This is a genomic window from Synechococcus sp. RS9902, from assembly GCF_014279635.1.
Lineage (GTDB): Bacteria > Cyanobacteriota > Cyanobacteriia > PCC-6307 > Cyanobiaceae > Parasynechococcus.
In genome coordinates this window covers 450547-474804 of the sequence record NZ_CP047949.1, presented here as the reverse complement: position 1 = coordinate 474804, position 24258 = coordinate 450547, and the positions used below count along the sequence as shown (strand labels likewise).

At 58.2% G+C, this 24258-nt stretch carries 23 protein-coding genes, 3 tRNA genes and 3 rRNA genes; 15 read left to right on the top strand and 14 right to left on the bottom strand.

Annotated features, from left to right (window positions below):
• Positions 1–782 precede the first annotated feature (782 nt).
• Complete coding sequence (locus SynRS9902_RS02460) at positions 783–1178, top strand: nuclear transport factor 2 family protein (protein ID WP_186509841.1); 396 nt, start codon at positions 783–785, stop codon at positions 1176–1178.
• A gap of 176 nt (positions 1179–1354) precedes the next feature.
• Here SynRS9902_RS02460 and rrf read toward each other — a convergent pair.
• From rrf to SynRS9902_RS02435, 5 genes are all read right to left on the bottom strand, one after another.
• Positions 1355–1471, bottom strand: a 5S ribosomal RNA gene (gene rrf, locus SynRS9902_RS02455).
• Between the two features lie 110 nt (positions 1472–1581).
• Positions 1582–4449: ribosomal RNA gene (locus tag SynRS9902_RS02450) — 23S ribosomal RNA — on the bottom strand.
• Positions 4450–4884: 435 nt separating this feature from the next.
• Positions 4885–4957, bottom strand: a tRNA-Ala gene (locus SynRS9902_RS02445).
• A 9-nt stretch (positions 4958–4966) separates the two neighbouring features.
• A tRNA-Ile gene (locus tag SynRS9902_RS02440) sits at positions 4967–5040 on the bottom strand.
• A gap of 184 nt (positions 5041–5224) precedes the next feature.
• Positions 5225–6710: ribosomal RNA gene (locus SynRS9902_RS02435) — 16S ribosomal RNA — on the bottom strand.
• The 16S, 23S and 5S rRNA genes sit together here with 2 tRNA genes alongside, the layout of an rRNA operon.
• A 681-nt stretch (positions 6711–7391) precedes the next feature.
• Between SynRS9902_RS02435 and SynRS9902_RS02430 the strand changes: the two genes are divergently transcribed.
• Positions 7392–8849, top strand: a complete 1458-nt coding sequence (locus SynRS9902_RS02430; protein ID WP_186509840.1) for a glycoside hydrolase 100 family protein — start codon at positions 7392–7394, stop codon at positions 8847–8849.
• Between the two features lie 76 nt (positions 8850–8925).
• On the opposite strand, the gene petD is transcribed toward SynRS9902_RS02430, so the two are convergent.
• Positions 8926–9408 carry a cytochrome b6-f complex subunit IV gene (gene petD, locus SynRS9902_RS02425; RefSeq protein WP_006851144.1) on the bottom strand — a complete coding sequence of 161 codons (483 nt, stop codon included), beginning with the start codon at positions 9406–9408 and terminating at the stop codon, positions 8926–8928.
• 39 nt (positions 9409–9447) lie between these two features.
• Entirely contained in the window at positions 9448–10104 is a 657-nt protein-coding gene (gene petB, locus SynRS9902_RS02420; RefSeq protein ID WP_011363493.1) for a cytochrome b6, read from the bottom strand.
• A gap of 67 nt (positions 10105–10171) precedes the next feature.
• Between petB and ctpZ the strand changes: the two genes are divergently transcribed.
• The 7 genes from ctpZ (at position 10172) to SynRS9902_RS02385 (ending at position 14852) form a co-directional block, all read left to right on the top strand.
• Complete coding sequence (gene ctpZ, locus SynRS9902_RS02415; protein ID WP_186509839.1) at positions 10172–11449, top strand: carboxyl-terminal processing protease CtpZ; 1278 nt, start codon at positions 10172–10174, stop codon at positions 11447–11449.
• Positions 11446–12711, top strand: a complete 1266-nt coding sequence (locus SynRS9902_RS02410) for an HD domain-containing protein (RefSeq protein WP_186509838.1) — start codon at positions 11446–11448, stop codon at positions 12709–12711. Before ctpZ ends, SynRS9902_RS02410 begins: the two co-directional genes overlap by 4 nt.
• A gap of 7 nt (positions 12712–12718) precedes the next feature.
• Positions 12719–13357 carry a septum site-determining protein MinC gene (minC, locus tag SynRS9902_RS02405; protein WP_186510491.1) on the top strand — a complete coding sequence of 213 codons (639 nt, stop codon included), beginning with the start codon at positions 12719–12721 and terminating at the stop codon, positions 13355–13357.
• 56 nt (positions 13358–13413) lie between these two features.
• A complete protein-coding gene (gene minD / locus SynRS9902_RS02400) occupies positions 13414–14226 on the top strand; it encodes a septum site-determining protein MinD (protein WP_006849989.1) in 813 nt (270 codons plus the stop codon).
• A gap of 4 nt (positions 14227–14230) precedes the next feature.
• Positions 14231–14539, top strand: a complete 309-nt coding sequence (gene minE, locus SynRS9902_RS02395; RefSeq protein ID WP_006851856.1) for a cell division topological specificity factor MinE — start codon at positions 14231–14233, stop codon at positions 14537–14539.
• Positions 14536–14790, top strand: a complete 255-nt coding sequence (locus tag SynRS9902_RS02390) for a helix-turn-helix transcriptional regulator (RefSeq protein WP_186509837.1) — start codon at positions 14536–14538, stop codon at positions 14788–14790. The genes minE and SynRS9902_RS02390 overlap by 4 nt, the downstream gene beginning before the upstream one ends.
• Positions 14781–14852: transfer RNA gene (locus tag SynRS9902_RS02385), tRNA-Thr, on the top strand. The genes SynRS9902_RS02390 and SynRS9902_RS02385 overlap by 10 nt, the downstream gene beginning before the upstream one ends.
• A gap of 9 nt (positions 14853–14861) precedes the next feature.
• Here the strand turns inward: SynRS9902_RS02385 and SynRS9902_RS02380 are convergent.
• From SynRS9902_RS02380 to SynRS9902_RS02360, 5 genes are read right to left on the bottom strand one after another with little or no spacing between them, the layout of a single operon-like run.
• Positions 14862–15035 carry a hypothetical protein gene (locus SynRS9902_RS02380; RefSeq protein WP_186509836.1) on the bottom strand — a complete coding sequence of 58 codons (174 nt, stop codon included), beginning with the start codon at positions 15033–15035 and terminating at the stop codon, positions 14862–14864.
• Positions 15032–15631: an L-threonylcarbamoyladenylate synthase gene (locus SynRS9902_RS02375; RefSeq protein WP_186509835.1), complete on the bottom strand. Its 600-nt coding sequence runs from the start codon at positions 15629–15631 to the stop codon at positions 15032–15034. The genes SynRS9902_RS02380 and SynRS9902_RS02375 overlap by 4 nt, the downstream gene beginning before the upstream one ends.
• Positions 15632–15659: 28 nt before the next feature.
• On the bottom strand, positions 15660–16547 hold the full coding sequence (gene prmC, locus SynRS9902_RS02370) for a peptide chain release factor N(5)-glutamine methyltransferase (protein ID WP_255446176.1): 888 nt from the start codon (positions 16545–16547) through the stop codon (positions 15660–15662).
• The gene (locus SynRS9902_RS02365) at positions 16544–17614 is read right to left on the bottom strand and encodes a DNA-processing protein DprA (protein WP_370586317.1); all 1071 of its coding nucleotides are present in this window, start codon (positions 17612–17614) and stop codon (positions 16544–16546) included. The genes prmC and SynRS9902_RS02365 overlap by 4 nt, the downstream gene beginning before the upstream one ends.
• 55 nt (positions 17615–17669) lie before the next feature.
• On the bottom strand, positions 17670–18074 hold the full coding sequence (locus SynRS9902_RS02360) for a thioesterase family protein (protein ID WP_186509833.1): 405 nt from the start codon (positions 18072–18074) through the stop codon (positions 17670–17672).
• A gap of 82 nt (positions 18075–18156) precedes the next feature.
• On the opposite strand from SynRS9902_RS02360, the gene SynRS9902_RS02355 reads away from it, so the two are divergent.
• The gene (locus SynRS9902_RS02355; protein WP_186509832.1) at positions 18157–19005 is read left to right on the top strand and encodes a universal stress protein; all 849 of its coding nucleotides are present in this window, start codon (positions 18157–18159) and stop codon (positions 19003–19005) included.
• Between the two features lies 1 nt (position 19006).
• Here SynRS9902_RS02355 and psbM read toward each other — a convergent pair whose 3' ends face one another.
• Both psbM and SynRS9902_RS02345 read right to left on the bottom strand, forming a co-directional pair.
• Positions 19007–19111 carry a photosystem II reaction center protein PsbM gene (gene psbM, locus SynRS9902_RS02350; protein ID WP_025362091.1) on the bottom strand — a complete coding sequence of 35 codons (105 nt, stop codon included), beginning with the start codon at positions 19109–19111 and terminating at the stop codon, positions 19007–19009.
• A 59-nt stretch (positions 19112–19170) separates the two neighbouring features.
• The gene (locus SynRS9902_RS02345; RefSeq protein ID WP_186509831.1) at positions 19171–19647 is read right to left on the bottom strand and encodes a 2Fe-2S iron-sulfur cluster-binding protein; all 477 of its coding nucleotides are present in this window, start codon (positions 19645–19647) and stop codon (positions 19171–19173) included.
• 182 nt (positions 19648–19829) lie between these two features.
• Between SynRS9902_RS02345 and psbB the strand changes: the two genes are divergently transcribed.
• From psbB to SynRS9902_RS02320, 5 genes are all read left to right on the top strand, one after another.
• On the top strand, positions 19830–21389 hold the full coding sequence (psbB, locus tag SynRS9902_RS02340) for a photosystem II chlorophyll-binding protein CP47 (RefSeq protein ID WP_114987403.1): 1560 nt from the start codon (positions 19830–19832) through the stop codon (positions 21387–21389).
• A 21-nt stretch (positions 21390–21410) separates the two neighbouring features.
• A complete protein-coding gene (locus tag SynRS9902_RS02335; RefSeq protein WP_011128841.1) occupies positions 21411–21506 on the top strand; it encodes a photosystem II reaction center protein T in 96 nt (31 codons plus the stop codon).
• A gap of 213 nt (positions 21507–21719) precedes the next feature.
• Positions 21720–22202 (top strand): transcriptional regulator NrdR, encoded by a 483-nt coding sequence (gene nrdR / locus SynRS9902_RS02330; RefSeq protein WP_186510489.1) that lies wholly within the window; start codon positions 21720–21722, stop codon positions 22200–22202.
• A 172-nt stretch (positions 22203–22374) separates the two neighbouring features.
• Complete coding sequence (locus SynRS9902_RS02325) at positions 22375–23466, top strand: 30S ribosomal protein S1 (protein WP_115010536.1); 1092 nt, start codon at positions 22375–22377, stop codon at positions 23464–23466.
• Positions 23467–23471: 5 nt separating this feature from the next.
• The gene (locus tag SynRS9902_RS02320) at positions 23472–24245 is read left to right on the top strand and encodes an HAD family hydrolase (RefSeq protein ID WP_186509830.1); all 774 of its coding nucleotides are present in this window, start codon (positions 23472–23474) and stop codon (positions 24243–24245) included.
• Positions 24246–24258 lie beyond the last annotated feature (13 nt).

Sequence of the window (24258 nt, the reverse complement as noted above, 5' to 3'; positions counted from 1 at the left end):
TCAGATCCGGTTGTTGCTCCACAATTCGCACACCGGCAACAAGAGAGCTCGTGAAAACCCTCCCGTTGCAGCGAATTGCTTCTTCGCAACGAAATATTTTGACGGGACCTCACACCTTTATCGCAATATCATTCGGTTCCTCACCTCACCTTGCGGTTCGGCTCAGAACCAAACGCGATAAAAGCGTCAGTTCCTAAACTTTTCAATTGTCCAGGTGCGACCAAACGTCTCTTCACTCCCTCTCAGGAGATCGGTTGGCTGGTCATCGCGGCCTCTCGCGACCGCTTGATGAACTTACAACACCGTGGGATCGCTCCCTCTGGTCTCGTAAGTCGCCTCAGACACATCAAGGCTTTCGCCTCAAGCGCTTCGGCCTGCACAGCAGCCTCTCGGCTCCCGCGCAGTCCAAAAACATAACCCACTGAGCCCTCTTCTCGCAACCACCTCTGAAAGAGAAATTGGCGACGCAGCAAGGAATCGCAGGAAAACTGTGCTGAGCACTGAGGTTTCGGCACCTTCAACTCCCAGCAATGCCGGCATGAGAAGACAGGTGGACATTCAGCAGAACTGCGATGTATGCGACGAAACCGCTTGCATGGCCGCGCCGTGGCCCCAACTCGTGAAACACCGCGACCTGAGATCGGTCAGCGAATCAAAATAATGTCGTTGCTGCTACAGCCTTAAAACAAGCCAAGACGAGTGCAAAACCAGCATGCGCGACATCCAGAGACAGTGCTGCCTTTACTCTGGGAGAATCGGATTGACTTCGCAAACGACACTGAGTGACGGTCTCGCCTCGTGATAAGGAGATACTCGCCATCAACCAAGCCATCCTTGAAAGCGTGGCAGCTGGTAACTGGGAGAACTACTCCCAGGTATGCAGTACCGAGATCAGCTGCTTCGAAGCCGATAGCGAGGGACACCTAGTCGAAGGGCATGCTTTTCACCGCTATTACTTCGACCTAGCGAGCCAGAACCAAAGCGCACCGAGTCCCGTCAACATCACCATGGCTCGGCCTCACCTGCGCTGGCTCAGCGACGATGCAGTCGTGGTGAGTTACACCCGATTAACTCAAACAATCCACAACGGAGAACCCATCACATCCCGTTGTTGCGAGACAAGGATATGGCAACAAAGCGGAGGAACTTGGTTACAAGTGCACGTTCACCGCTCCTGAGGCCTGGGAAACGAAAAGAAGGCTCCTCCATTGAACGACACGTTGACTCTTGGGAGGCCTTCTTGAGAAAAATAGCCAACAAAAAAGCCACCTCAAGGAGAGGTGGCTTCTTCGCGGGTGATGATGGTGATCGCTACAGCAATCAGCACATCATCAACCTATTTGGAGAATGTTTTACCTGGCATCGAGCTATTTTCTCAGGGGGCTACCCCCCAAATATCGTCGCCGCTGATGCGTTTCACAACCGAGTTCGGGATGGATCGGAGTGGGACCACACCGCCATGGACACCAGGATAGATGAACATTCTCAAGGGATGAACCCTGAGAACTGCATAGGATCTGCAGCGAATGCTGCACGTCTGAATCAAACAAAGAAATGAGTCTTCAGGCAAGAACCAAAATGTTGGTCAAGCCCTCGGTCTATTAGTACTCCTCTGCTGCATCCATTACTGGACTTCCACATAGAGCCTATCAACGGGTGTTCTTCCCGTGACCTTACTGGGTTACCCCATGGGAACACTCATCTTGAGGTGGGCTTCCCACTTAGATGCTTTCAGCGGTTATCCACTCCGCACATGGCTACCCAGCGTTTACCGTTGGCACGATAACTGGTACACCAGAGGTGCGTTCCTCCCGGTCCTCTCGTACTAGGGAGAAATCCTCTCAATGTTCCTGCGCGTACACCGGATATGGACCGAACTGTCTCACGACGTTCTGAACCCAGCTCGCGTACCGCTTTAATGGGCGAACAGCCCAACCCTTGGGACCGACTTCAGCCCCAGGTTGCGATGAGCCGACATCGAGGTGCCAAACCTCCCCGTCGATGTGAACTCTTGGGGGAGATCAGCCTGTTATCCCTAGAGTAACTTTTATCCGTTGAGCGACGGCCCTTCCACTCAGAACCGTCGGATCACTAAAACCGACTTTCGTCCCTGTTCGACTTGTAGGTCTCACAGTCAAGCTTCCTTCTGCTTTTGCACTCGTCAGCTGATTTCCAACCAGCCTGAGGAAACCTTTGTGCGCCTCCGTTACCTTTTAGGAGGCGACCGCCCCAGTCAAACTGCCCACCTGATACTGTCCGCTCCCCGGATAACGGGTGAACGTTAGAACCCTAGCTCTGAAAGAGTGGTATCTCACCAGTGACTAACTCATAGCCGCAACCATGAGATCAACGTCTCCCACCTATCCTGCGCATTCAGAGCCCGGGCACAATACCAAGCTACAGTAAAGCTTCATAGGGTCTTTCTGTCCAGGTGTACGTAGTCCGCATCTTCACAGACAATTCTATTTCGCCGAGCCTCTCTCCGAGACAGCGCCCTGATCGTTACGCCTTTCGTGCGGGTCGGAACTTACCCGACAAGGAATTTCGCTACCTTAGGACCGTTATAGTTACGGCCGCCGTTCACCGGGGCTTCAGTCGCCAGCTTCGCTTACGCTGACCGGCTTCCTTAACCTTCCGGCACTGGGCAGGCGTCAGCCCCCATACATCGTCTTGCGACTTAGCGGAGACCTGTGTTTTTGGTAAACAGTCGCCAGGGCCTCTTCACTGCGACCACCTTGCGGTGGCACCCCTTCTCCCGAAGTTACGGGGCCATTTTGCCGAGTTCCTTAGAGAGAGTTACCTCGCGCACCTCGGTATTCTCTACCACCCCACCTGTGTCGGTTTCGGGTACTGGCAGTCATGCCTTAACGGGTATAGAGCTTTTCTTGGAAGCTTGACGTCACCAACTTCGCTGCCGTAGCAGCTCGTACTCACGCCTCAGCTCGGAACGTTTTCACCGCTCCTCAACGCCTCGAACGCTTGAACCAGTAACCAACATCTGGCTTGGCTAGCCTTCTCCGTCCCTCTTCCCAAAACATGACCGGTACAGGAATGTTGACCTGTTATCCATCGACTACGCCTTTCGGCCTCGCCTTAGGTCCAGACTAACCCTCCGCGGACGAGCCTGCCGGAGGAACCCTTAGGGTTTCGGTGCATGGGATTCTCACCCATGTTTTCGCTACTCAAGCCGACATTCTCACTTCTATGCAGTCCACGCCCGCTCACGCTAACGCTTCGCCCCACATAGAACGCTCCCCTACCATAAAAATCCGCAGCTTCGGTACAACACTTAGCCCCGTTCATTTTCGGCGCAGGATCGCTCGACCAGTGAGCTATTACGCACTCCTTTGAGGATGGCTGCTTCTAGGCAAACCTCCTGGTTGTCTATGCAATCCCACCTCCTTTATCACTTAGTGTTGATTTGGGGACCTTAGCTGGCGGTCTGGGCTGTTTCCCTCTCGACCATGGAGCTTATCCCCCACAGTCTGACTGCCTCGCTACACACAGGGTATTCAGAGTTCATCTCGATTTGGTACCGCTCTCGCAGCCCGCACCGAAATGGTGGCTTTACCCCCCTGCTGGAGCACGAGACGCTACGCCTCAACGTATTTCGGGGAGAACCAGCTAGCTCCGGGTTCGATTGGCATTTCACCCCTAACCACAGCTCATCCGCTGACTTTTCAACGTCAGTCGGTTCGGACCTCCACTTGGTATCACCCAAGCTTCATCCTGGCCATGGTTAGATCACCCGGGTTCGGGTCTATAAACACTGACAAACGCCCTATTCAGACTCGCTTTCGCTATGGCTCCACCATTTCCGGTTTAACCCGCCAGTGCCTATAAGTCGCCGGCTCATTCTTCAACAGGCACACGGTCACCCTATAAGTAGGGCTCCCATTGCTTGTAGGCTCACGGTTTCATGTTCTATTTCACTCCCCTCCCGGGGTTCTTTTCACCTTTCCCTCGCGGTACTGTTTCGCTATCGGTCACACAGTAGTACTTAGCCTTACGAGGTGGTCCTCGCGGATTCACACGGAATTTCACGTGCTCCGTGCTACTCGGGATACAGCTAGCTCAGTTCAGTTTTCGGTTACGGGGCTTTCACCCTCTGTGGCGTGCCATTCAAGCACTTCTCCTAACTTCCCTGATACACGTTGCTGTCCCACAACCCCGATACTCGAAAGTATCGGTTTAGGCTCTTCCCCGTTCGCTCGCCGCTACTTAGGGAGTCGTTTTTACTTTCCTTTCCTCCAGCTACTAAGATGTTTCAGTTCGCTGGGTTGGCTCGTGCCAGCCTATGGATTCAGCTGGCCGTATTAAGGGTTGCCCCATTCGGAAATTCCCGGATCAAAGCGTGCTTCCAGCTCCCCGAGACTTATCGCAGGTAACCACGTCCTTCATCGCCTCTGTGTGCCAAGGTATCCGCCGTGAGCCCTTTGTAGCTTGACCAATTAACCTCCTGAACGCTTACCGCCGTTGAAAGCAGATTCTCAAGTTTTTATTGCTAAAAACAAGATCAAACTCTGATTGGCTCGACACCAATCAAAGAACGCTCAAGAGTCTCGGCTCTTGCTCAAAAGAATTTTCATTGTTCTAGATCCAATCTCCCTTTCAGAAGATCAGATTCAAAACAATGCATCTGTAAGATGCTTTGTTTTTTCCAGACTCACCTATGCAGTTGTCAAGGTTCTGCTAGAACTTCAAATCAAATTATCAATTGCTTGATCATTTGATCTGAGCCCAGCATCTTATCAACCAAATTCAAGGCATCAACCTAAAACTTGGAATGACAGGAAGCTGGGGTCATCCAGCGGACACATCTAAATCACACTCCAATCGAGCTCAACTCCAAAAAAATTGGAGATGGGAATCAAGTTCGGTCAGTGGAGGTTAGGAGACTCGAACTCCTGACATCCTGCTTGCAAAGCAGGCGCTCTACCAACTGAGCTAAACCCCCAACACCGAATGGGCCATCCTGGACTTGAACCAGGGACCTCACCCTTATCAGGGGTGCGCTCTAACCACCTGAGCTAATGGCCCAGGAGTCTCATCCCTTTTGGGGTGTGACCTAGACAAAGTTTAGGAACTGAAAATCTCCATCAAGCAATCAACATTGCTGCTGATCCTTGACTTCAAAGCTGAGGTACCGATCGACCTAAGGTGACAGGATTTCGGCCTAAGAATAAAAGTACTCAGGCATCAAAATCATTGTGTTGTCTCCCTGTTAGGAGGTGATCCATCCGCACCTTCCGGTACGGATACCTTGTTACGACTTCACCCCAGTCATCAGCCCCACCTTCGACGTCCTCCTCCACAAGGGTTGGAGTAACGGCTTCGGGCGTGGCCAACTTCCATGGTGTGACGGGCGGTGTGTACAAGGCCCGGGAACGTATTCACCGCAGTATGCTGACCTGCGATTACTAGCGATTCCGCCTTCACGTAGGCGAGTTGCAGCCTACGATCTGAACTGAGCCACGGTTTATGGGATTTGCTTGTCCTCGCGAACTTGCTGCCCTTTGTCCGTAGCATTGTAGTACGTGTGTAGCCCAGGATGTAAGGGGCATGATGACTTGACGTCATCCACACCTTCCTCCGGTTTATCACCGGCAGTCTCTCTAGAGTGCCCAACTAAATGCTGGCAACTAAAGACGTGGGTTGCGCTCGTTGCGGGACTTAACCCAACATCTCACGACACGAGCTGACGACAGCCATGCACCACCTGTCACTGCGTTCCCGAAGGCACTCTCCTGTTTCCAAGAGATTCGCAGGATGTCAAACCCTGGTAAGGTTCTTCGCGTTGCATCGAATTAAACCACATACTCCACCGCTTGTGCGGGCCCCCGTCAATTCCTTTGAGTTTCACACTTGCGTGCGTACTCCCCAGGCGGAACACTTAACGCGTTGGCTACGACACCGAGGGGGTCGATTCCCCCGACACCTAGTGTTCATCGTTTACGGCCAGGACTACAGGGGTATCTAATCCCTTTCGCTCCCCTGGCTTTCGTCCATGAGCGTCAGTGATGGCCCAGCAGAGCGCCTTCGCCACTGGTGTTCTTCCCGATATCTACGCATTTCACCGCTACACCGGGAATTCCCTCTGCCCCTACCACACTCAAGCCCAACAGTTTCCACTGCCATGATGGAGTTAAGCTCCACTTTTTAACAGCAGACTTGAAGGGCCGCCTGCGGACGCTTTACGCCCAATAATTCCGGATAACGCTTGCCACTCCCGTATTACCGCGGCTGCTGGCACGGAATTAGCCGTGGCTTATTCATCAAGTACCGTCAGATCTTCTTCCTTGATAAAAGAGGTTTACAGCCCAGAGGCCTTCATCCCTCACGCGGCGTTGCTCCGTCAGGCTTTCGCCCATTGCGGAAAATTCCCCACTGCTGCCTCCCGTAGGAGTCTGGGCCGTGTCTCAGTCCCAGTGTGGCTGATCATCCTCTCAGACCAGCTACTGATCGATGCCTTGGTGAGCCATTACCTACACCAACTAGCTAATCAGACGCGAGCTCATCCTCAGGCGAAATTCATTTCACCTCGCGGCATATGGGGTATTAGCAGCCGTTTCCAGCTGTTGTCCCCCTCCTGAGGGCAGATTCTCACGCGTTACTCACCCGTCCGCCACTAACCCGAAGGTTCGTTCGACTTGCATGTGTTAAGCACGCCGCCAGCGTTCATCCTGAGCCAGGATCAAACTCTCCGTTGTAGATCATTTCCTCTTAGACGTTTTCACGTCCTCAAAATGATTTGCGTCACCCATTACTCAGTAAAACTGGCAACAGTTGAGGCCTCCTTTCGCTGACACAAAAGGGTTCTTAAGAGTGCATCTCTAGATTTCTCTGTCAATGACTTTCCGGGATCTCAGATCCGGTTGTTGCTCCACAATTCGCACACCGGCAACAAGAGAGCTCGTGAAAACCCTCCCGTTGCAGCGAATTGCTTCTTCGCAACGAAATATTTTGACGGGACCTCACACCTTTATCGCAATATCATTCGGTTCCTCACCTCACCTTGCGGTTCGGCTCAGAACCAAACGCGATAAAAGCGTCAGTTCCTAAACTTTTCAATTGTCCAGGTGCGACCAAACGTCTCTTCACTCCCTCTCAGGAGATCGGTTGGCTGGTCATCGCGGCCTCTCGCGACCGCTTGATGAACTTACAACACCGTGGGATCGCTCCCTCTGGTCTCGTAAGTCGCCTCAGACACATCAAGGCTTTCGCCTCAAGCGCTTCGGCCTGCACAGCAGCCTCTCGGCTCCCGCGCAGTCCAAAAACATAACCCACTGAGCCCTCTTCTCGCAACATGCCCATCCCCCGGAAGATCTGAAGGGTTGCTTCCACTGGCGAAATCCATTGCCAGAACTACGTTTCAGTTGGAGGTCACCGCGATGCCAACGCGTTTCACCGAACAAAGCCAGCGTTTCCGCCCCAACTCAAACGAAGAGCAGGTGCTGCAAAAAGCACGGGAACACTTCGAAGCCACGCTGATTGGCGTCCAGGGGGAACTCGCCGGCAGCGTTGCCGCGATGGAACATCGCCGCGCTGACGACGCCCTCAACTACGGCGAAATCTTCCTGCGGGACAACGTTCCCGTGATGGTCTACCTGATGCTGGAAGGCCGCTTCGCCATCGTGAAGCAGTTTTTGAGCGTCAGCCTTCAGCTCCAAAGCACCAACGTTCAAACCCGCGGTGTCTTCCCCACCAGCTTTGTGGAGGAAGAAGGAGAACTGGTTGCGGACTATGGCCAGCGCTCGATCGGTCGCATCACCTCAGTGGATGCAAGCCTCTGGTGGCCGATTCTCTGCTGGATCTACGTCAAACGCAGTGGGGACATCGACTTCGGTCGCAGTCCAGAAGTGCAACGCGGTTTACAACTGCTGCTCGATCTGGTTCTTCACCCCAGCTTCGAAGGCACACCGGTGCTGTTCGTTCCCGACTGCGCGTTCATGATTGATCGCCCCATGGACGTGTGGGGCGCTCCACTGGAAGTGGAGGTGCTGCTCTTCGCAGCGCTGCGCAGCTGCGTTGGGCTGATGGAACTCTGCCAACGCCACGAGAACAGCGTTCTTCTGGGGGAACGATTGCGGCTGAGCCGGCAGTGGACCCATGACTTGCGGCAGTTCCTGCTGAAGCACTACTGGGTGACCAGCAAAACGATGCAAGTGCTTCGGCGACGCCCCACGGAGCAGTACGGCGAAAACCAGCACCACAACGAATTCAACGTTCAACCCCAGGTCATACCCGACTGGTTGCAGGACTGGCTCGAAAATCGTGGCGGTTACATGATCGGCAACATGCGGACCGGACGACCGGATTTCCGCTTCTACTCCTTGGGAAATTCCCTGGCATCACTGTTCGGGTTACTGACCGCGCCACAGCAACGGGCCCTGTTCCGACTGGTGCTGCACAACCGTGACCACCTCATGGCCCAGATGCCGATGCGCATCTGTCATCCCCCCATGGAGGGCGTGGAATGGGAGAACAAAACGGGCTCCGACCCCAAGAACTGGCCCTGGAGTTATCACAACGGTGGCCACTGGCCGAGCCTGCTCTGGTTTTTTGGTGCGTCCATCCTTCTGCACGAACGGCTGAATCCCCAGGCCGACGTGTTGCTGATGGGGCAAATGAAAACGCTGTTGGACGAGTGCTACTGGAGCCATCTCAACCAACTGCCCCGTCAACAGTGGGCTGAATATTTCGATGGCCCCACAGGAACCTGGGTTGGACAGCAATCACGCACCTATCAGACCTGGACCATCGTTGGTTTTCTGCTGATGCACCACTTTCTCCACGTCAACCCAGACGACGTGCTGATGCTCAACCTCGACGAATCGATGGGTCACTGACGAACCACAGCAGCCATGGCACAAAAAAACCCCGGCTCGACGAGCCGGGGTCTATGAGCTGAACTCAAAGGACAGATCAGAACAGTCCGAGGGTGAGGGACTTGTCGATCGGAAGTGCTGCACCAATACCGAGGTAGATGGTGACAAGGGTTCCGGTCAGGAAGACAGTCATCGCCACGGGACGACGGAAAGGGTTCTGGAACTTGTTGAAGCTCTCGATGAAAGGAACAAGCATCAGACCCAGGGGAACCAAGGTTTGCAGAGCAATACCCAGAAGCTTGTTGGGAACAACCCGCAGAATCTGGAACACGGGGTAGAGGTACCACTCAGGAAGAATTTCCAGAGGGGTGGCGAAGGGATCAGCCTTGTCAGCGAGCATGGCTGGATCCAGGACGGCCAGACCAACCACACAGGCGATGGTGCCGAGGATCACCACCGGGAAGATGTAGAGGAGATCGTTGGGCCAGGCAGGCTCCCCGTAATAGTTGTGGCCCATGCCCTTGGCGAGCTTGGCCCGCATCTTGGGATCAGAGAGATCAGGCTTCTTGAGAATGTGCATCGTTTAGTCCAGGTGTTGAGGGAACAGTAGGAACGCAGATCACAAGGGACCAGAAATGCCCTGCTTCCGAATCATCAGGAAGTGCATGAGCATGAAGACCGCCAGCAGCCAGGGCATCACGAAGGTGTGAAGGCTGTAGAAGCGAGTGAGCGTAGCCTGACCAACGCTTTCGCCACCGCGAAGCAGTTCCACCATGAAATCGCCAACAACAGGGATGGCAGCAGGGACGCCGGAAACGATCTTCACAGCCCAGTAACCAACCTGGTCCCAGGGGAGGGAGTAACCGGTCACACCGAAGGACACGGTGATGACAGCCATGGTCACGCCGGTGACCCAAGTGAGCTCGCGGGGACGCTTGAAGCCGCCGGTGAGGTACACGCGGAACACATGGAGGATGAGCATCAACACCATCATTGATGCGCTCCAGCGGTGCACAGACCGGATCAGCCAACCGAAGCTGACGTCGGTCATCAGGTATTCGACCGACTTGTAAGCCTCAGCAACGGTGGGCTTGTAATAGAAGGTCATCGCGAACCCAGTCGCGAACTGGATCAGGAAGCACACCAACGTGATGCCCCCCAGGCAATAAAAGATGTTGACGTGGGGGGGCACGTACTTGGAACCAATGTCGTCAGCAATGTCCTGGATTTCCAGACGTTCCTGGAACCAGTCGTAAACCGGTGATGAGTTCGCCATGCACAAGCGGGCTCGAGTTGCGAAAGTCTACTGAGCACGCTTCTGCCACTGAGGCGAACCCACCGCGATGTATCCAACTGTTAACGATCTTTCAGACTGGCTGCGGCGCAGAGGTTTTCAGGCGCTGAGGCAACTGATCGCAGCGTCTCTTTGCTGCTTTTTGGTGCTGGGCAGCGCCTGCACAGCCTTTGCACTTAGCGACACACAACAGCTCGTGGTGGACAGCTGGAGGCTTGTGAACCAGGGCTTCTGGAACCCAGAGCAACTTGATGCGGTGCGTTGGAAGCGTCAACGGCAGAAGGCCATGGAACGCAGCATCGAGAGCAGCAACGATGCCTATGCAGCCATCGAATCGATGCTGGCTCAGCTGGGCGACCCCTACACGCGGCTGCTTCGTCCAGAGGACTACACAGCGCTGAAGAACAGCACCAACGGCAGCCTCAGCGGTGTGGGCTTGCAACTCGGGCCGGATGAAAGCAGCAATGGCGTTGTGGTGATTTCTGCCCTCGAGGGTTCACCCGCCGGCGAGGCGGAGATCACCAGTGGAACGCAGTTGTTGTCTGTTGATGGCCGGGCCGTGGTGGATCTGGGTCTGGAGGGAACCGTGGCAGCGCTGCGTGGAGACGTGGGTTCGCAGGTGGTGCTGACGCTGGACAACGGCAGCGGAGAAACAAGCGAGCTGACCCTGGAACGCCGCAGCGTGGACCTCAGGCCGGTGCGCACAAGGCGCTTGCGCAGCGACAGTCACACCCTTGGCTATCTGCGGATCACCCAATTCAGCGAAGGGGTCCCCGAACAGGTGAAAGAAGCCCTCACAGAACTGCAGAACAAGGAGATCGAAGGATTGGTGCTCGACCTCCGCAACAATTCAGGAGGATTGGTGAGCGCTGGATTGGCGGTCGCCGACGACTTCCTTTCCGGTGGCGCCATCGTTGAAACCCGCAACCGCGAGGGCATCAATGACACCATCCAGGCCAGTCTTCAGACGGTGTACGACGGACCGATGGTCACCCTTGTGAACGGAGGAACGGCCAGTGCGAGTGAAATCCTGGCTGGCGCCCTCCAGGACAACGAACGCGCCACCCTTCTCGGAAGACAGACGTTCGGCAAAGGGCTGATTCAAACGCTGACCAACCTCAGTGATGGCAGCGGCCTCGCCGTGACCGTTGCTGGCTACGTGACACCGAGTGGACGGGACATCCAAGGGGAAGGCATCGCTCCCGATCGTGGATTGTCAGATCCGGAACCCCTGAACCCCGGCGGTGACGGTGATCGCTGGCTCTCGGAAGCTGAGCAATGGATGGAGGCCCTGCTGGAACAACCCGCTGAAGAGACCGAGGCATGAGCCAGCGGACCTATCACGACCCTCTGCATCGCGGCATTGGTCTTGACCGCCAAGCCCCAGCCGAGGGAATGGTGATGGACCTGGTGGACACGGCGCCATTCCAGCGCCTGCGACGCATCCGCCAGCTGGGTCCGGCCTACCTCACCTTTCACAGCGCTGAATCCAGTCGATTCACCCACTCGCTGGGGGTCTTTCATCTGGCACGCCGTGCGTTTGAGCGGATGCTGCCGTTGGCAGCCGAGTTGGAGACGTACCGGGGGCTGCTCTACGGAGCTGCTTTGCTCCATGACATTGGCCATGGCCCCCTCAGCCACACCGGCGAAGAGATGTTCGGCCTGCACCATGAAGCGTGGTCAGCGCGGGTGATCCGGCATCACCCAGAGATCCATGACTGTCTTGAGAGCTATGCATCCGGCACGGCTGAGGCGGTGGCGAACCTGCTGGAGCATGGACGCAGCCCTCACCCCCTGATCAAACACCTGGTCAGCAGTCAGCTGGATTGTGACCGACTGGATTACCTCCTGCGCGACAGCTACAGCACCGGAACGCGCTACGGGCAACTGGATCTCGACCGCATCCTGGGAGCACTGACCCTGGCCCCTGACGGGGACATGGCCATTCATCCCAAGGGCCTGATGGCTGTGGAGCACTACCTGGTGGTGAGAAACCTCATGTACAGGAGCGTCTACAACCACCGGTTGAATGTGGTGTGCAACTGGCTGCTGGAAAAACTGATCCTGACGGCTCGACAACTGGGGCCTGACCAGGTGTGGGCTGATGAGGTGATGGCCACCTGGCTCTGGCAACCAGACCAGATCCGCTTGGAGGACTTCCTCGCTAACGATGACCAACGCACCGGCTACCACCTCCAGCGTTGGCAAGCCGAAGCGCCAGCAGCCCTGGCTGAACTGAGTGGGCGTTTCCTGGATCGACGCCTGCTCAAAGCAACTGCCGTTGAACATCTTTCCCCGGCGGATCAACTGCAATTGCTCGCAACAGCCAGGCGCCTGGCCGATCGTCATGGCCACGACCCTGAACTCTGCTGCGGATTGCGTCATCAACAGCTGCGCGGATACCACCCCTATCGAGGCGGCTTGCGCCTCTGGGACGGGCAACAACTCCAAGCCCTGGAGAAAGCCTCTCCCCTTGTCGCAAGTCTGGCGACCTCGGCGGCAACCTCCTGGTTGATTCACCCCCGCGACATCAGCAACGAACTCAGGCAGGAGATGGACGTTGAATGGCCCCGAGCAGCAGCAGCGTGAAGCAGCCATGACCTTGAGGCTTCCCGACCAGCGCCTTGATCACTGGAGGGATCGTTTGCCGGATCTGCTGAGCAGGTGTTCCCAGCCGATTGTTGATCTCGATTGCGGGGACTGGGTCCTGACCTGCAGCGACCTCGCTGATTTGTGCGCCGCCGTGAGCGAGGCAGGCCATCAACTCGGACGCATCACCGGCAAGGCAGCCGAGACCATTGTGAGTGCTTCAGCCTTGGGACTGGGCGCAAGCCGGTCCAACACGCCGTCCAACCGTGAACTCCAGCCCAATCCTGTGACGGCAGCCCCTTCCGAGCTGTTGTTTCACCACGGAACCCTTCGCTCCGGCGACCATCTCCAAAGCGAGCGCACCATCCTTCTCTATGGCGATGTGAATCCCGGAGCGCGGATCAGTTCAACCGCTGATGTTTTGGTGTGGGGTCGCCTGCGGGGCGTGGCCCATGCCGGATGTGAGGGGTCAACAACCGCGAAAATCGTTGCCCTGCAGCTGCGGCCACTGCAACTAAGGATTGCTGACGTTGTCGCCCGAGGCCCCGAGGATCTGCCCCAGGCAGGTTTGGCCGAACAGGCCGAGCTCAAGGATGGCGTGATCGCCATTGAACCCGCCGTCATCCAGAGCTTTCAAAAACGCTGACGTCGTTGTCAGGCTCAAAAGCCAGATTATTCTTGCCGCACCAAAGCAGAACTCTGGTGTCGACGACCCGAACCATCCTCATCTGTTCTGGCAAAGGCGGTGTCGGAAAAACAACGACCACGGCAAACCTTGGGATCGCCCTTGCCCGCCAAGGCGCCAAAACTGTGGTTCTTGACGCGGACTTCGGTCTGAGGAACCTCGATCTGCTCCTGGGCCTGGAGAACCGCATCGTCTACACCGCTCAGGAGGTGCTGGCCGAGACCTGCCGACTGGAGCAAGCTCTGGTGAAGCACAAGCAGGAGCCCAATCTGGCCCTGCTCCCTGCGGGCAATCCTCGGATGCTCGAGTGGCTCAAGCCCAAGGACATGCAGGCCATCGTTGCTCTGCTGGAACGCCAGTTCGATTACGTGTTGATCGACTGCCCGGCAGGCATCGAAGACGGATTCAAAAATGCCGCGGCCGCAGCTCGAGAAGCAGTGGTGATTACCACCCCTGAAGTGGCCGCCGTGCGGGACGCTGATCGTGTGATCGGGCTTCTGAACACCCAGGGCGTGCAGCCGGTGCAGCTCGTGCTTAACAGGGTGCGGCCGAAGATGATGTCGAACCAGGAAATGCTCTCGGTGGACGACGTCACCGACATCCTGGCGTTACCTCTTCTGGGGCTTGTTTTTGAAGACGAACAGGTGATCGTGAGCACCAACCGCGGTGAACCCTTGACCCTGAGTGATTCGTCGTCCCCAGCGGCCCAGGCCTACGGCAACATCGCTCAACGGCTTCAGGGTGAAGACATACCTCTGATGGACCCCTCCCAGGCCCGCCGCGGCCTCCGCGCCAGGATGCGCAAGCTGATGCAAACCCGGATTTTCTGAGGCGATGACACTCAAGGAATTCATCGACAAACTCCTGCGCCGTCAGCCCGCCAGTGCAGAAACAGCCAAAGAGCGGCTGCAGTTGGTGCTGGCCCACGACCGCAGTGACCTCAATCCTGAGCTGCTCGAACAAATGCGGCGCGAGATCCTCGAAGTAGTGGCCCGCTACGTGGAGATCGACCTCGCTGAAGGTGATGTGAGCCTCGAGACGGAAGACCGCGTCACCGCCCTGGTGGCCAACCTGCCGATCCGTCGCCCGATCGCCCAACCCGCAAAGGTGGAACCCTCTGAGCAGCAACCTGCTCAAGCTTGAAACCTCGAATCCCGAACCTCCTCACCCCCGCTGAACAGCGGGTGGTGCTGTTGTTGCTCGAAGGCCTCAACAACCGAGCCATCGCCCAGCGGTTGGTGATCAGTCATCGCACCGTTGAGTGCCACATCAGCAGGGCACTCCGGAAAAGCGGATGTCGCAATCGACTCGAGCTGGTGCTTTGGCTGATTAGCGATCAAGACCCCGCCTTGAATCGCCTTGCAGCCGGTACGATGCAGCCCATGCCGGCTTAGCTCAGCGGTAGAGCAGCGCTTTTGTAAAGCGAAGGCCATCGGTTCAAATCCGTTAGCCGGCTTGACCTGGATTAGGGCGATGTATTGCGGTCTGATTCGCCTGCCAGCAGCCAGATGAAGAACAACCCCAACAGCCAGGGGAGAAGTTTCAGTTGAAGCGTCCAGGTGAAGACAGCTTCAAGGGGTTCCAGCACCCAATGAAGCAAGGCCATCACCAGCAGGCAGAGCCCAACAAGCGAGATCACTCGAGCACCTCAACCCCTGCTGGAATCACAGCACCCCGGCGCACCAGGCGCCAGCGTCCTTCCTCCACCCAGACCAACACCGTGCTGGCCTGGCCCGAGGGTTGAGGCCAGGGCTGGGGACCCAGCTGCGCGACATCAGGGAAAACCAGAGCCGCCTCTGCTGCGGTCGTGCTGGCGGGTTCACCGGAGCGATTGGCACTGGTGGTGGCCAACGGCCCGCTGATCTGAAGCAGCGCGCGGGTCTGCTCACAGGCCGGAATGCGGCAGCCCAGGGTTGTTCCACCTGGGTTGAGATACCGGCCCGCACCACCATCACGGGCAGGCAACACCAGCGTGAGCGCTCCAGGCCAATAGCGCTCAGCCAAAGCTTCAACCTCCCGATGGCAGGGTCCCTCAACCTCTTGGAGCAAGTCATTGACGGATGCACCCATCAAAATGAGGGGCTTATCGGCTGGTCGGCATTTCAAGCGCCAGAGGGTCTGGGCTTGATCGGGAAGCACCGCCAGGCCAGGCAGCGTGTCGGTGGGAATGATGGCGGCTTCACCGGCACGAAGCAGCAGCGTCAGGTCGGAGGCGGCCAGAACCGGAGCAGGCATGAATCCTTCCTTCATCGCAGGCTTTGCATCAGCTTGATGCGGCAGGTTTGCAAGAAAGCGCAAAGCGGAGGGTCCCCTCAAGATCAGCGGCCGCTCTGACCTCCACCAAGCCGGCATCCCGCAGCAGCTGCGTCACCTGAGCGCTCTGGTCGTGGTGGTGTTCGAGCAGAAGCCAACCTCCAGGCGACAGCCCCATTAGGGCGCCATCCACCACGCTGCGGATCGCATCCAAGCCATCTGCTCCCCCAAGCAACGCCAAGTGAGGTTCGTGGTCACGCACCACAGCCTCAAGACCGTCAACCACAGCACTGGGGATGTATGGAGGATTGCTGACCACCAAATCCAGGCTTCCCCACCAGCTCTTGAGGGGAGACCACCACGACCCGAGGTGCAGCGAACAGTTGTGATGCGGGGCGCAACGCTCAAGATTGCGTTCTGCCAACTGCAAGGCATCGGAACTGAGGTCAACGCCATGCCCTGGTGCCGTGGGCCAGGCACGGGCCAGAGCCACAGCGATGGCTCCTGAACCAGTGCCGAGGTCAGCCCAACGAGCGGGAGGGGTGGCTTTGAACTGGCTCATGGCCAGATCCACCAGCAGTTCCGTTTCCTGACGGGGAATCAAGGCGGCAGGTGACGACTCAAGCAGCACATCCCGCCAAGGGCAGAGCCCAACCAGGTGCTGGAGGGGAACATTCCCATGAAGGTGACGCTCCCACAGCTCAGAGAGCACCTCAAGGGACTGCTCCAGGGCGACGGTGCGCGTGGGGTCCAGCAACAGCCGTTGCAGGCTGGCCCAACGAAGACCAGCGGCCAGATCAAGCAACCAATCCAGATCAGCCGCGGTGCCACCCCGGGCGAGTTGTTGGCGCCGCCACTGCAACACATCAGTGCCGGCAACGGTTGTGCAGTCTCTCAAGGCCGAGGCTTGCGCCAATGCAATCCAGATTCACACAGCAGTTCGCGCCGACATTCGAGCGCCAAAAGCTGGGGGGCCAGCTCAGCAGGGGAGCACTGCAAACGAAGCACCAGCTGATCAAAGGTCGCCCCTGAGCCAATGGCCTCCATCAACCGCTGATGCTTGCCGCGTGACTCCTCTGACTTCAACGGGCCCTCGCCAATGGAAGCGAGCAGATCCTCAGGGTGAATCAAGGCAGTTGCACCATCGCGAAGCAGGGCATTGCTGCCCCGACAGGACCAACGGCGGGCATCCCCCGGAACCACCCACACGGGGCACTGCAACCGGCTCGCCCAGCGGGCCGAAATCAGTGCTCCGCTGCGTTGCGGACACTCCACCACCACGAGCGCCTGGGCAAAGGCCACCAACCAACGGTTCCGCGCCGCGAAGTGCCCTGGGCGCACACGGCAGCCGGACCGACTCGGACTGATCAACAGCCCTTGCCTGCCGACCTGCTGTTGCAACGATCGGTGGTGGGCTGGATAGACACGGTCCAAGGGTGTCCCCAACACCGCGATGGGTGCACCGTTTCTGGCCAAACAGCCGCGATGGGCTGCAGCATCAATTCCTTCCGCAAGACCACTAAGGACGGGCCAACCCGCCTCAGCCAGACCACGGCCCAGTTCTTCAGCCATGGCAAGACCATGGTCCGAGGCGGAACGCGTGCCCACCCCCGCGATGGCCGTGCGGGCATGGATGTGCCGGAGCAGCGATCGATCCCCTTCGACGTAGAGCCCTGAAGGGGGTGAGTGCAGATCATCCAGGCAACGAGGCCAATCAGGATCACCCGGCAAAAGGGCACAAGCAGGCACATCAAGCTTCGGAGCAGCCCCGTGCTCGAACCTGTAACGCTCAACGTCGCGCAAACAGTGCGCCGGCCAAGCCAGCGCCTGGCCCAAGCGTTCGATCGGCCAACCCCAAAGCTGATCAGGGCCGATGGCTTGGTCGCGGCAAAGCCTGCGCAGAGCAGCCATGCGGGCGTTGCCCAAGCCAGGGCAACAGGTCCAGAGCCACCACCACCCCCGCACCAGCCCCGAGCAAGTACATGCGTACTAGCACGGCAGCGGTGGCTCAGGGTTCGATTCAGAGCGATTGACGCACCAGCCGATCCATCACCTCCTGCAGCTGCGCCGGCACGCGCCTGAGCACGCGCCCCTCACGCACCATCACCAGATTCACCGACGCCTCCGCAACCACCGCGTCTCCGCAGACAAAGCGTGAGATCCATGGCCAGCGCACCCCCTGCTGACCAGGGCATCGGCTTTCAACACACACTTCGTCGCCGTGCTGGAGCGGCTGGCGGTAATCCAGGTGAAGGGACACCACCGGCATATCGACACCCATCGCGGTCATGGCGGCATAGCCAAGGCCCGCAGCCTGGAGGGCCTCAACCCTGGCCTCCTCAAGCCACTGCACATAGGCCCCATGCCACATCACACCGGCGTAATCGGTGTGCTGCGGAAGCACACGCTTGATCAGGGTGAACATGATCCGCGTAACGCTGTGACATCAGCTTCTCTCCACGGAGGCAACCACCCATAGGCTTCCGCAGAGGCTGCTTCATCTCCCTGTGTTCAGGAACCTTCTGATTGCCGACTCGGGCAAGGGTCACGTCGAGGAAATGATCCGGATGCTCCAGGACATTCCCAGCCTGAAGGCCGCAAAAATCAATTTGCTGCATGTGGTGTCGGAGCAAAGCAAGTCGCAATCCGACGGCCATCGCGACGAAGCAGAAAACCTCTTGAACAGCGCAATCACGCGCATGGGCCTGAGCCCGTCAAGCGTGAGCACCTTGATTCGCGAGGGCGACACCAAACAGACCGTGCTCAAGGTTGCCGATGAAGTTCAGGCCGACCTGATCGTGATGGGATCCCGCGGCCTGGGACGGCTTCAATCGATCCTGGCCAACAGCACCAGCCAATACGTCTTTCAACTGTCTACGCGGCCGATGCTGCTGGTGCGGGATGACCTCTACGTCAAGCATGTCAACCGCGTGATGGTGACGATCGACGGAACAGGCGTTGGGGACGACGCTCTGCGCACGGCCTGCGAACTGGTGCGTGAAATCCCTGGCGGAACGCTCACCGGCGTCCATGTCGTACGCCAGGAGTCAGCACCCTCCCGGGGAGGCCGCACAAAAGCAGACGAGGTTCTTGACGCCGCTGTTCAGCGGGCCAGGGGTTTCGGTGTCGACATGAAAGCCATCCACACCGAAGGGAAGGACATCGGTCGCAGTGTTTGCCTGTCTGCATCGGAATGCAACGCCGACCTGGTGGTCATCGCCTCTCAAGACCGACGTCCTCTTGTCGCCAGAGGACTGGTGGATTTGGACAAGCTTCTGGGCGGATCAGTCAGCGACTACATCCGAGTGCACGCACCAGCCCCTGTGCTGCTGGTGCGTGAGCCTGAACAAGGCTGAATCAGGCCTCGTTGTTCTGCGTGCCGATGTAGAGCACGATCAGGAAGATCGCCGGAACCAGGATGAACAGGAGGCTGGCGACGAATCCGAGATCGTTGGTTTCCATGGCCGTTGGAGGGATCCAGGCGAAGGTATCACCGACAAGAGGCCTGGGGAGCGTCTGCCCTAGGCCTCGTCACCGGCGGTAGCAGCCTTGGCATCTCGGCCGTCGCCATCGCCCCCATCCTGCTCTTCCTCATCGAGCTCACTGGCCGGAGGCGCTGGCCATGCCGTGGGACCCGCCGGCAGCGGGGCCTGCCTGGCCGCAGCCAATCTCGAATCGGCATTGGCGAGCCTCACCTGAGGCCGGGTGAGAACCATGACGGACTTCTCCACCAGGGCCTGGCATGCCAGACGCCACTCCTGAGGTCGACGGCGCAACTTGCTGTCTTCGACGGCAGTGCGTGCCGTCAGCGAATCGGCGTTGTCTTCGTCGACCACGGAAACGAAGCAGGTGATGCACTGACCACACCCTCCGCAATTGCCCAGCTGCCCCTTCAGGCCGTAGAGCTCGATCCCCTCGCGACGGGCCACCTCACGCAGATTCTCACCGGGGTAACACTCCACATCACGCCCTTCGCGAACAAACCGGATAACGGGCATGAGCTCACAAGCAACCAACCCCCATCATGGGCTGAAGCATTGCGTTTTGTGAACAGCAGGGCCCCGACTTTCATGTCACTGACCGTTGCGGGCAGGTCACTTTTCCCCCGCCCCATGGACTGAAGCCCTTACGATCGCCCATGTCTGACTGCATAAGCAGTCTTGTCCCCCGAACCTGACCCATGGGATTGCCCTGGTATCGGGTGCACACCGTTGTCATTAATGACCCGGGCCGCCTTCTGGCTGTGCACCTCATGCATACAGCCCTCGTAGCCGGCTGGGCCGGCTCCATGGCTCTCTATGAGCTGGCCATTTTCGATCCGTCTGATCCTGTCCTGAACCCGATGTGGCGTCAGGGCATGTTCGTGATGCCTTTCATGTCCCGCCTAGGCGTGACCGGCAGCTGGGGTGGATGGAGCATCACCGGTGAAACTGGTGTTGATCCCGGCTTCTGGAGTTTCGAGGGCGTCGCTGCCGCTCACATCGTTTTCTCCGGCCTGATGATGCTGGCCGCCATCTGGCACTGGACCTACTGGGATCTTGAGATCTGGCAGGACCCCCGCACCGGCGAGCCTGCTCTCGACCTGCCGAAGATCTTCGGCATCCACCTACTTCTCGCTGGACTCGGCTGCTTCGGCTTCGGTGCTTTCCACCTCACTGGCGTCTTCGGGCCAGGCATGTGGATCTCTGACCCTTATGCACTAACAGGTCATCTCGAGGCGGTTCAACCGTCTTGGGGACCCGAAGGTTTCAACCCCTTCAATCCCGGTGGAATCGTTGCCCACCACATTGCTGCTGGCATCGTCGGCATCATTGCCGGCATCTTCCACATCACCACGCGTCCGCCCGAGCGTCTCTACAAAGCGCTCCGGATGGGCAACATCGAAACCGTTCTGGCCAGCGCCATCGCAGCTGTCTTTTTCGCCGCTTTCATCGTGGCTGGAACCATGTGGTACGGCTCTGCTGCGACTCCCGTCGAGCTGTTTGGCCCCACCCGTTACCAGTGGGATCAGAGCTACTTCAAAACTGAGATCAACCGTCGTGTACAAACCGCGATGGACGATGGCGCTACCCAGGAAGAAGCCTTCGAGGCTATCCCTGAGAAGCTTGCCTTCTACGACTACGTCGGCAACAGCCCTGCCAAGGGCGGTCTGTTCCGTGTGGGCCCGATGGTGAACGGTGATGGTCTGGCAACCGCTTGGGTTGGCCACATCGCATTCAGCGACAAAGAAGGTCGCAACCTCGAAGTCCGTCGTCTGCCGAACTTCTTCGAGAACTTCCCTGTCGTTCTGGAAGATGAGCAAGGCATCGTCCGCGCCGACATTCCTTATCGTCGTGCGGAAGCCAAGTTCTCTTTCGAACAACAGGGCGTGACCGCCAAGGTGTTCGGTGGTGCACTGGACGGCCAGACCTTCACTGACCCTGCCGACGTGAAGCGCCTTGCCCGTAAGGCTCAGCTGGGTGAAGCCTTCGACTTCGACCGTGAGACCTACAACTCTGACGGCACGTTCCGCAGCTCGCCACGCGGCTGGTTCACCTTCGGCCACGCCACCTTCGCGCTGCTGTTCTTCTTCGGCCACATCTGGCACGGTGCCCGCACCCTGTACCGCGACGTGTTCGCTGGTATTGATCCCGACCTCGGAGATCAGGTGGAGTTTGGCCTCTTCGCCAAGCTCGGTGACAAAACCACCCGTCGCCTGCCCGAGGGCTACGTTCCCCCCGCTGGAACTCCCCTCAACTGATCGCCCTCTAGGAACAACACGATGGAAAGCTTCGCTTACGTCCTCATCCTTACCCTCGCGATTGCCACCCTCTTCTTCGCAATCGCCTTCCGCGATCCGCCGAAAATCGGTAAGTGATTTGATCTCCCAAAACCCCGCCGAGGCGGGGTTTTTTCATGCTTTCCATCACCCACCGTCGCAAGCCGGTCTCGCCCGCGCGAGCGGATCACTTCAGTCTCACGTCAGCAACAGCCGTCAACGCAATCCTCAAATGAGACTGATGTCCACGAGGCCCTTCTCAAGTCTCAAATCAGTGTCTACAGTTGGTGCAACTAATTGATGCCCTCGGGGATGCAGTGCCCCTCCTGCCAAAACACAGATAGTCGCGTTCTCGAATCCAGGGCAGCGGATGGTGGACGCAGCGTGAGACGACGGCGTGAATGCCTCAACTGTGAATTTCGCTTCACCACCTATGAACGGGTGGAGACCGTTCCGATCACGGTGATCAAACGCAACGGCAACCGGGAAATCTTCAGTCGCAGCAAGTTGCTGCACGGCTTGAATCGAGCTTGCGAGAAAACGGGCTTGGACACCTCTCGGCTCGAATCCCTCGTTGAAGAACTCGAACTGAAACTCCAGCAACGCACCGGCAAGGAAGTGAGCAGCACCGAGATCGGTGAATTCGTGCTGAAGGATCTCAAACAGATCAGCGAAGTGGCCTACATCCGGTTCGCCTCCGTCTACCGCCAGTTCCGAGGCATCGACGACTTCGTCTCGACCCTGGAAACACTGAACGCCGATCAGGAACAGAACCATCTGGCCACTGTTCGTTGAATCGGTTTGGTGAACCAGTGCGCTGAATCGATTCGTTGAACCCGTGCAGTGCATCGCTGCGCAAAAAAGCCGTTGGTCGTGTCTGTAAAGTCAGAAGTTCTCCGTGAAACGTCGGCGGGCGTTCCACGCGATTTTCTCGAACTACCCACCTGAGGTAGACCGCCAGCCCCCCATGTCTGCGACTCCGACAGAAGATCAGATCCAGGATCAGGTTCAGGACGCGAACGCCACAGAAGCCTCTGCAGAAACCGCCGCCGCCGAACAGGCGTTTGAGGGTGAGGACCTGAGCATTCCTGAAGACGTCCCCACTGCGGATGATCCAACCAGCCGCGCCGCCAGCCGCAGCCTGGACGACGCCGGATTCACCCTTGATGAGTTCGCGGCTCTCCTCAGCAAGTACGACTACAACTTCAAGCCTGGCGACATCGTCAACGGCACGGTCTTCGCCCTGGAATCGAAGGGCGCCATGATCGACATCGGCGCCAAGACGGCTGCCTTCATGCCTCTGCAAGAGGTGTCGATCAACCGGGTCGAGGGTCTGAGCGACGTGCTCCAGCCCGGTGAGATCCGTGAGTTCTTCATCATGAGTGAGGAGAACGAAGATGGTCAGCTGGCGCTGTCGATCCGTCGGATCGAATACCAGCGGGCATGGGAGCGGGTCCGCCAGCTCCAGAAGGAAGACGCCACCATCTACTCCGAAGTGTTTGCCACCAACCGTGGTGGTGCCTTGGTGCGCGTGGAAGGTCTGCGGGGCTTCATCCCCGGATCCCACATAAGCACCCGCAAGCCGAAGGAAGAACTGGTTGCCGACTTCCTGCCTCTGAAGTTCCTTGAGGTGGACGAAGAGCGCAACCGCCTGGTGCTCAGCCACCGCCGCGCCCTGGTGGAGCGGAAGATGAATCGCCTGGAAGTGGGCGAAGTTGTGGTGGGTACCGTCCGCGGCATCAAGCCCTACGGCGCCTTCATCGACATCGGTGGTGTCAGCGGTCTGCTGCACATTTCCGAGATCAGCCACGAGCACATCGAGACCCCCCACTCGGTGCTGAACGTGAATGATCAGATGAAAGTGATGATCATCGATCTGGATGCCGAGCGCGGCCGGATTTCGTTGTCCACGAAGGCTCTCGAGCCCGAACCCGGCGACATGCTGACAGACCCCCAGAAGGTGTTCGAGAAGGCCGAGGAAATGGCTGCTCGCTACAAGCAGATGCTGATGGAGCAGGCCGAAGAGGGCGAAGATCCGATCAGCTCCATGATGATCTGAGCCTGATGGCCCAACTGCTGCTGAAGGGACATCCCATCGGCAATTTCCAAGGGGTGCTGTTCGATAAGGACGGCACCCTTTCCCATAGCGAGCCGCATCTGCTGGCCTTGGCAGACGCACGCATCAACAAAGCCGTCAAGGTTGCTCAGGAACAAGCCCCTGCGCTGAACCCCTCTGAGCTGAGCCACACCCTGCGCAGAGCGTTTGGTGTTGATCGAGGCATGCTTGATCCCGGCGGAACCCTGGCGGTTGCCTCCAGGCAGGACAACATCGCCTCGACGGCAACGGTGTTCTGCCTGATGGGCTGCTCATGGCCCCAGGCTCTCTCCCTGGCCCACACCTGCTTCGACGCGGTTGACCAGGAGGGCCTGATCGACACAACCCCAAGCCCGTTGATCAACGGGGCTGGGCAACTGCTGCGGAACCTGCATCAGCAGGGCGTCACCGCAGCTGTGATCAGCAACGACACCCGGTCCGGCATTGAAGAGTTCCTGGCCCACCATCAGCTCGGCGCAGGCATTGCCGGAATCTGGAGTGCTGATGACCATCCGCGCAAACCCGATCCACAGGCCGTTCTGGAGCTGTGCAACAGGCTTGGCCTGCCACCCCAACGGTGTGCCTTGGTTGGCGATGCAGAGACCGACCTTCAGATGGCCCTCGAGGCCGGTATCGGCGGCGTGATCGGCTTCACCGGTGGCTGGAAGCGTGCTCCGGAACTGCCATCAGCCCAGCATCTGCTCAACAGCTGGACCGACCTCGCCCTCAGCACAGCCGCGTAAAATCTCGCGATCT

Excerpts from the sequence above, each read along its gene's own strand:
- SynRS9902_RS02430 (WP_186509840.1), top strand. The coding sequence starts at position 7,392 with ATGCCAACGCGTTTCACCGAACAAAGCCAGCGTTTCCGCCCCAACTCA.
- petD (WP_006851144.1), bottom strand. The coding sequence starts at position 9,408 with ATGCACATTCTCAAGAAGCCTGATCTCTCTGATCCCAAGATGCGGGCC.
- petB (WP_011363493.1), bottom strand. The coding sequence starts at position 10,104 with ATGGCGAACTCATCACCGGTTTACGACTGGTTCCAGGAACGTCTGGAA.
- ctpZ (WP_186509839.1), top strand. The coding sequence starts at position 10,172 with ATGTATCCAACTGTTAACGATCTTTCAGACTGGCTGCGGCGCAGAGGT.
- SynRS9902_RS02410 (WP_186509838.1), top strand. The coding sequence starts at position 11,446 with ATGAGCCAGCGGACCTATCACGACCCTCTGCATCGCGGCATTGGTCTT.
- minC (WP_186510491.1), top strand. The coding sequence starts at position 12,719 with ATGACCTTGAGGCTTCCCGACCAGCGCCTTGATCACTGGAGGGATCGT.
- minE (WP_006851856.1), top strand. The coding sequence starts at position 14,231 with ATGACACTCAAGGAATTCATCGACAAACTCCTGCGCCGTCAGCCCGCC.
- SynRS9902_RS02375 (WP_186509835.1), bottom strand. The coding sequence starts at position 15,631 with ATGCCTGCTCCGGTTCTGGCCGCCTCCGACCTGACGCTGCTGCTTCGT.
- SynRS9902_RS02360 (WP_186509833.1), bottom strand. The coding sequence starts at position 18,074 with ATGTTCACCCTGATCAAGCGTGTGCTTCCGCAGCACACCGATTACGCC.
- psbM (WP_025362091.1), bottom strand. The coding sequence starts at position 19,111 with ATGGAAACCAACGATCTCGGATTCGTCGCCAGCCTCCTGTTCATCCTG.
- SynRS9902_RS02345 (WP_186509831.1), bottom strand. The coding sequence starts at position 19,647 with ATGCCCGTTATCCGGTTTGTTCGCGAAGGGCGTGATGTGGAGTGTTAC.
- psbB (WP_114987403.1), top strand. The coding sequence starts at position 19,830 with ATGGGATTGCCCTGGTATCGGGTGCACACCGTTGTCATTAATGACCCG.
- SynRS9902_RS02335 (WP_011128841.1), top strand. The coding sequence starts at position 21,411 with ATGGAAAGCTTCGCTTACGTCCTCATCCTTACCCTCGCGATTGCCACC.
- nrdR (WP_186510489.1), top strand. The coding sequence starts at position 21,720 with ATGCAGTGCCCCTCCTGCCAAAACACAGATAGTCGCGTTCTCGAATCC.
- SynRS9902_RS02325 (WP_115010536.1), top strand. The coding sequence starts at position 22,375 with ATGTCTGCGACTCCGACAGAAGATCAGATCCAGGATCAGGTTCAGGAC.
- SynRS9902_RS02320 (WP_186509830.1), top strand. The coding sequence starts at position 23,472 with ATGGCCCAACTGCTGCTGAAGGGACATCCCATCGGCAATTTCCAAGGG.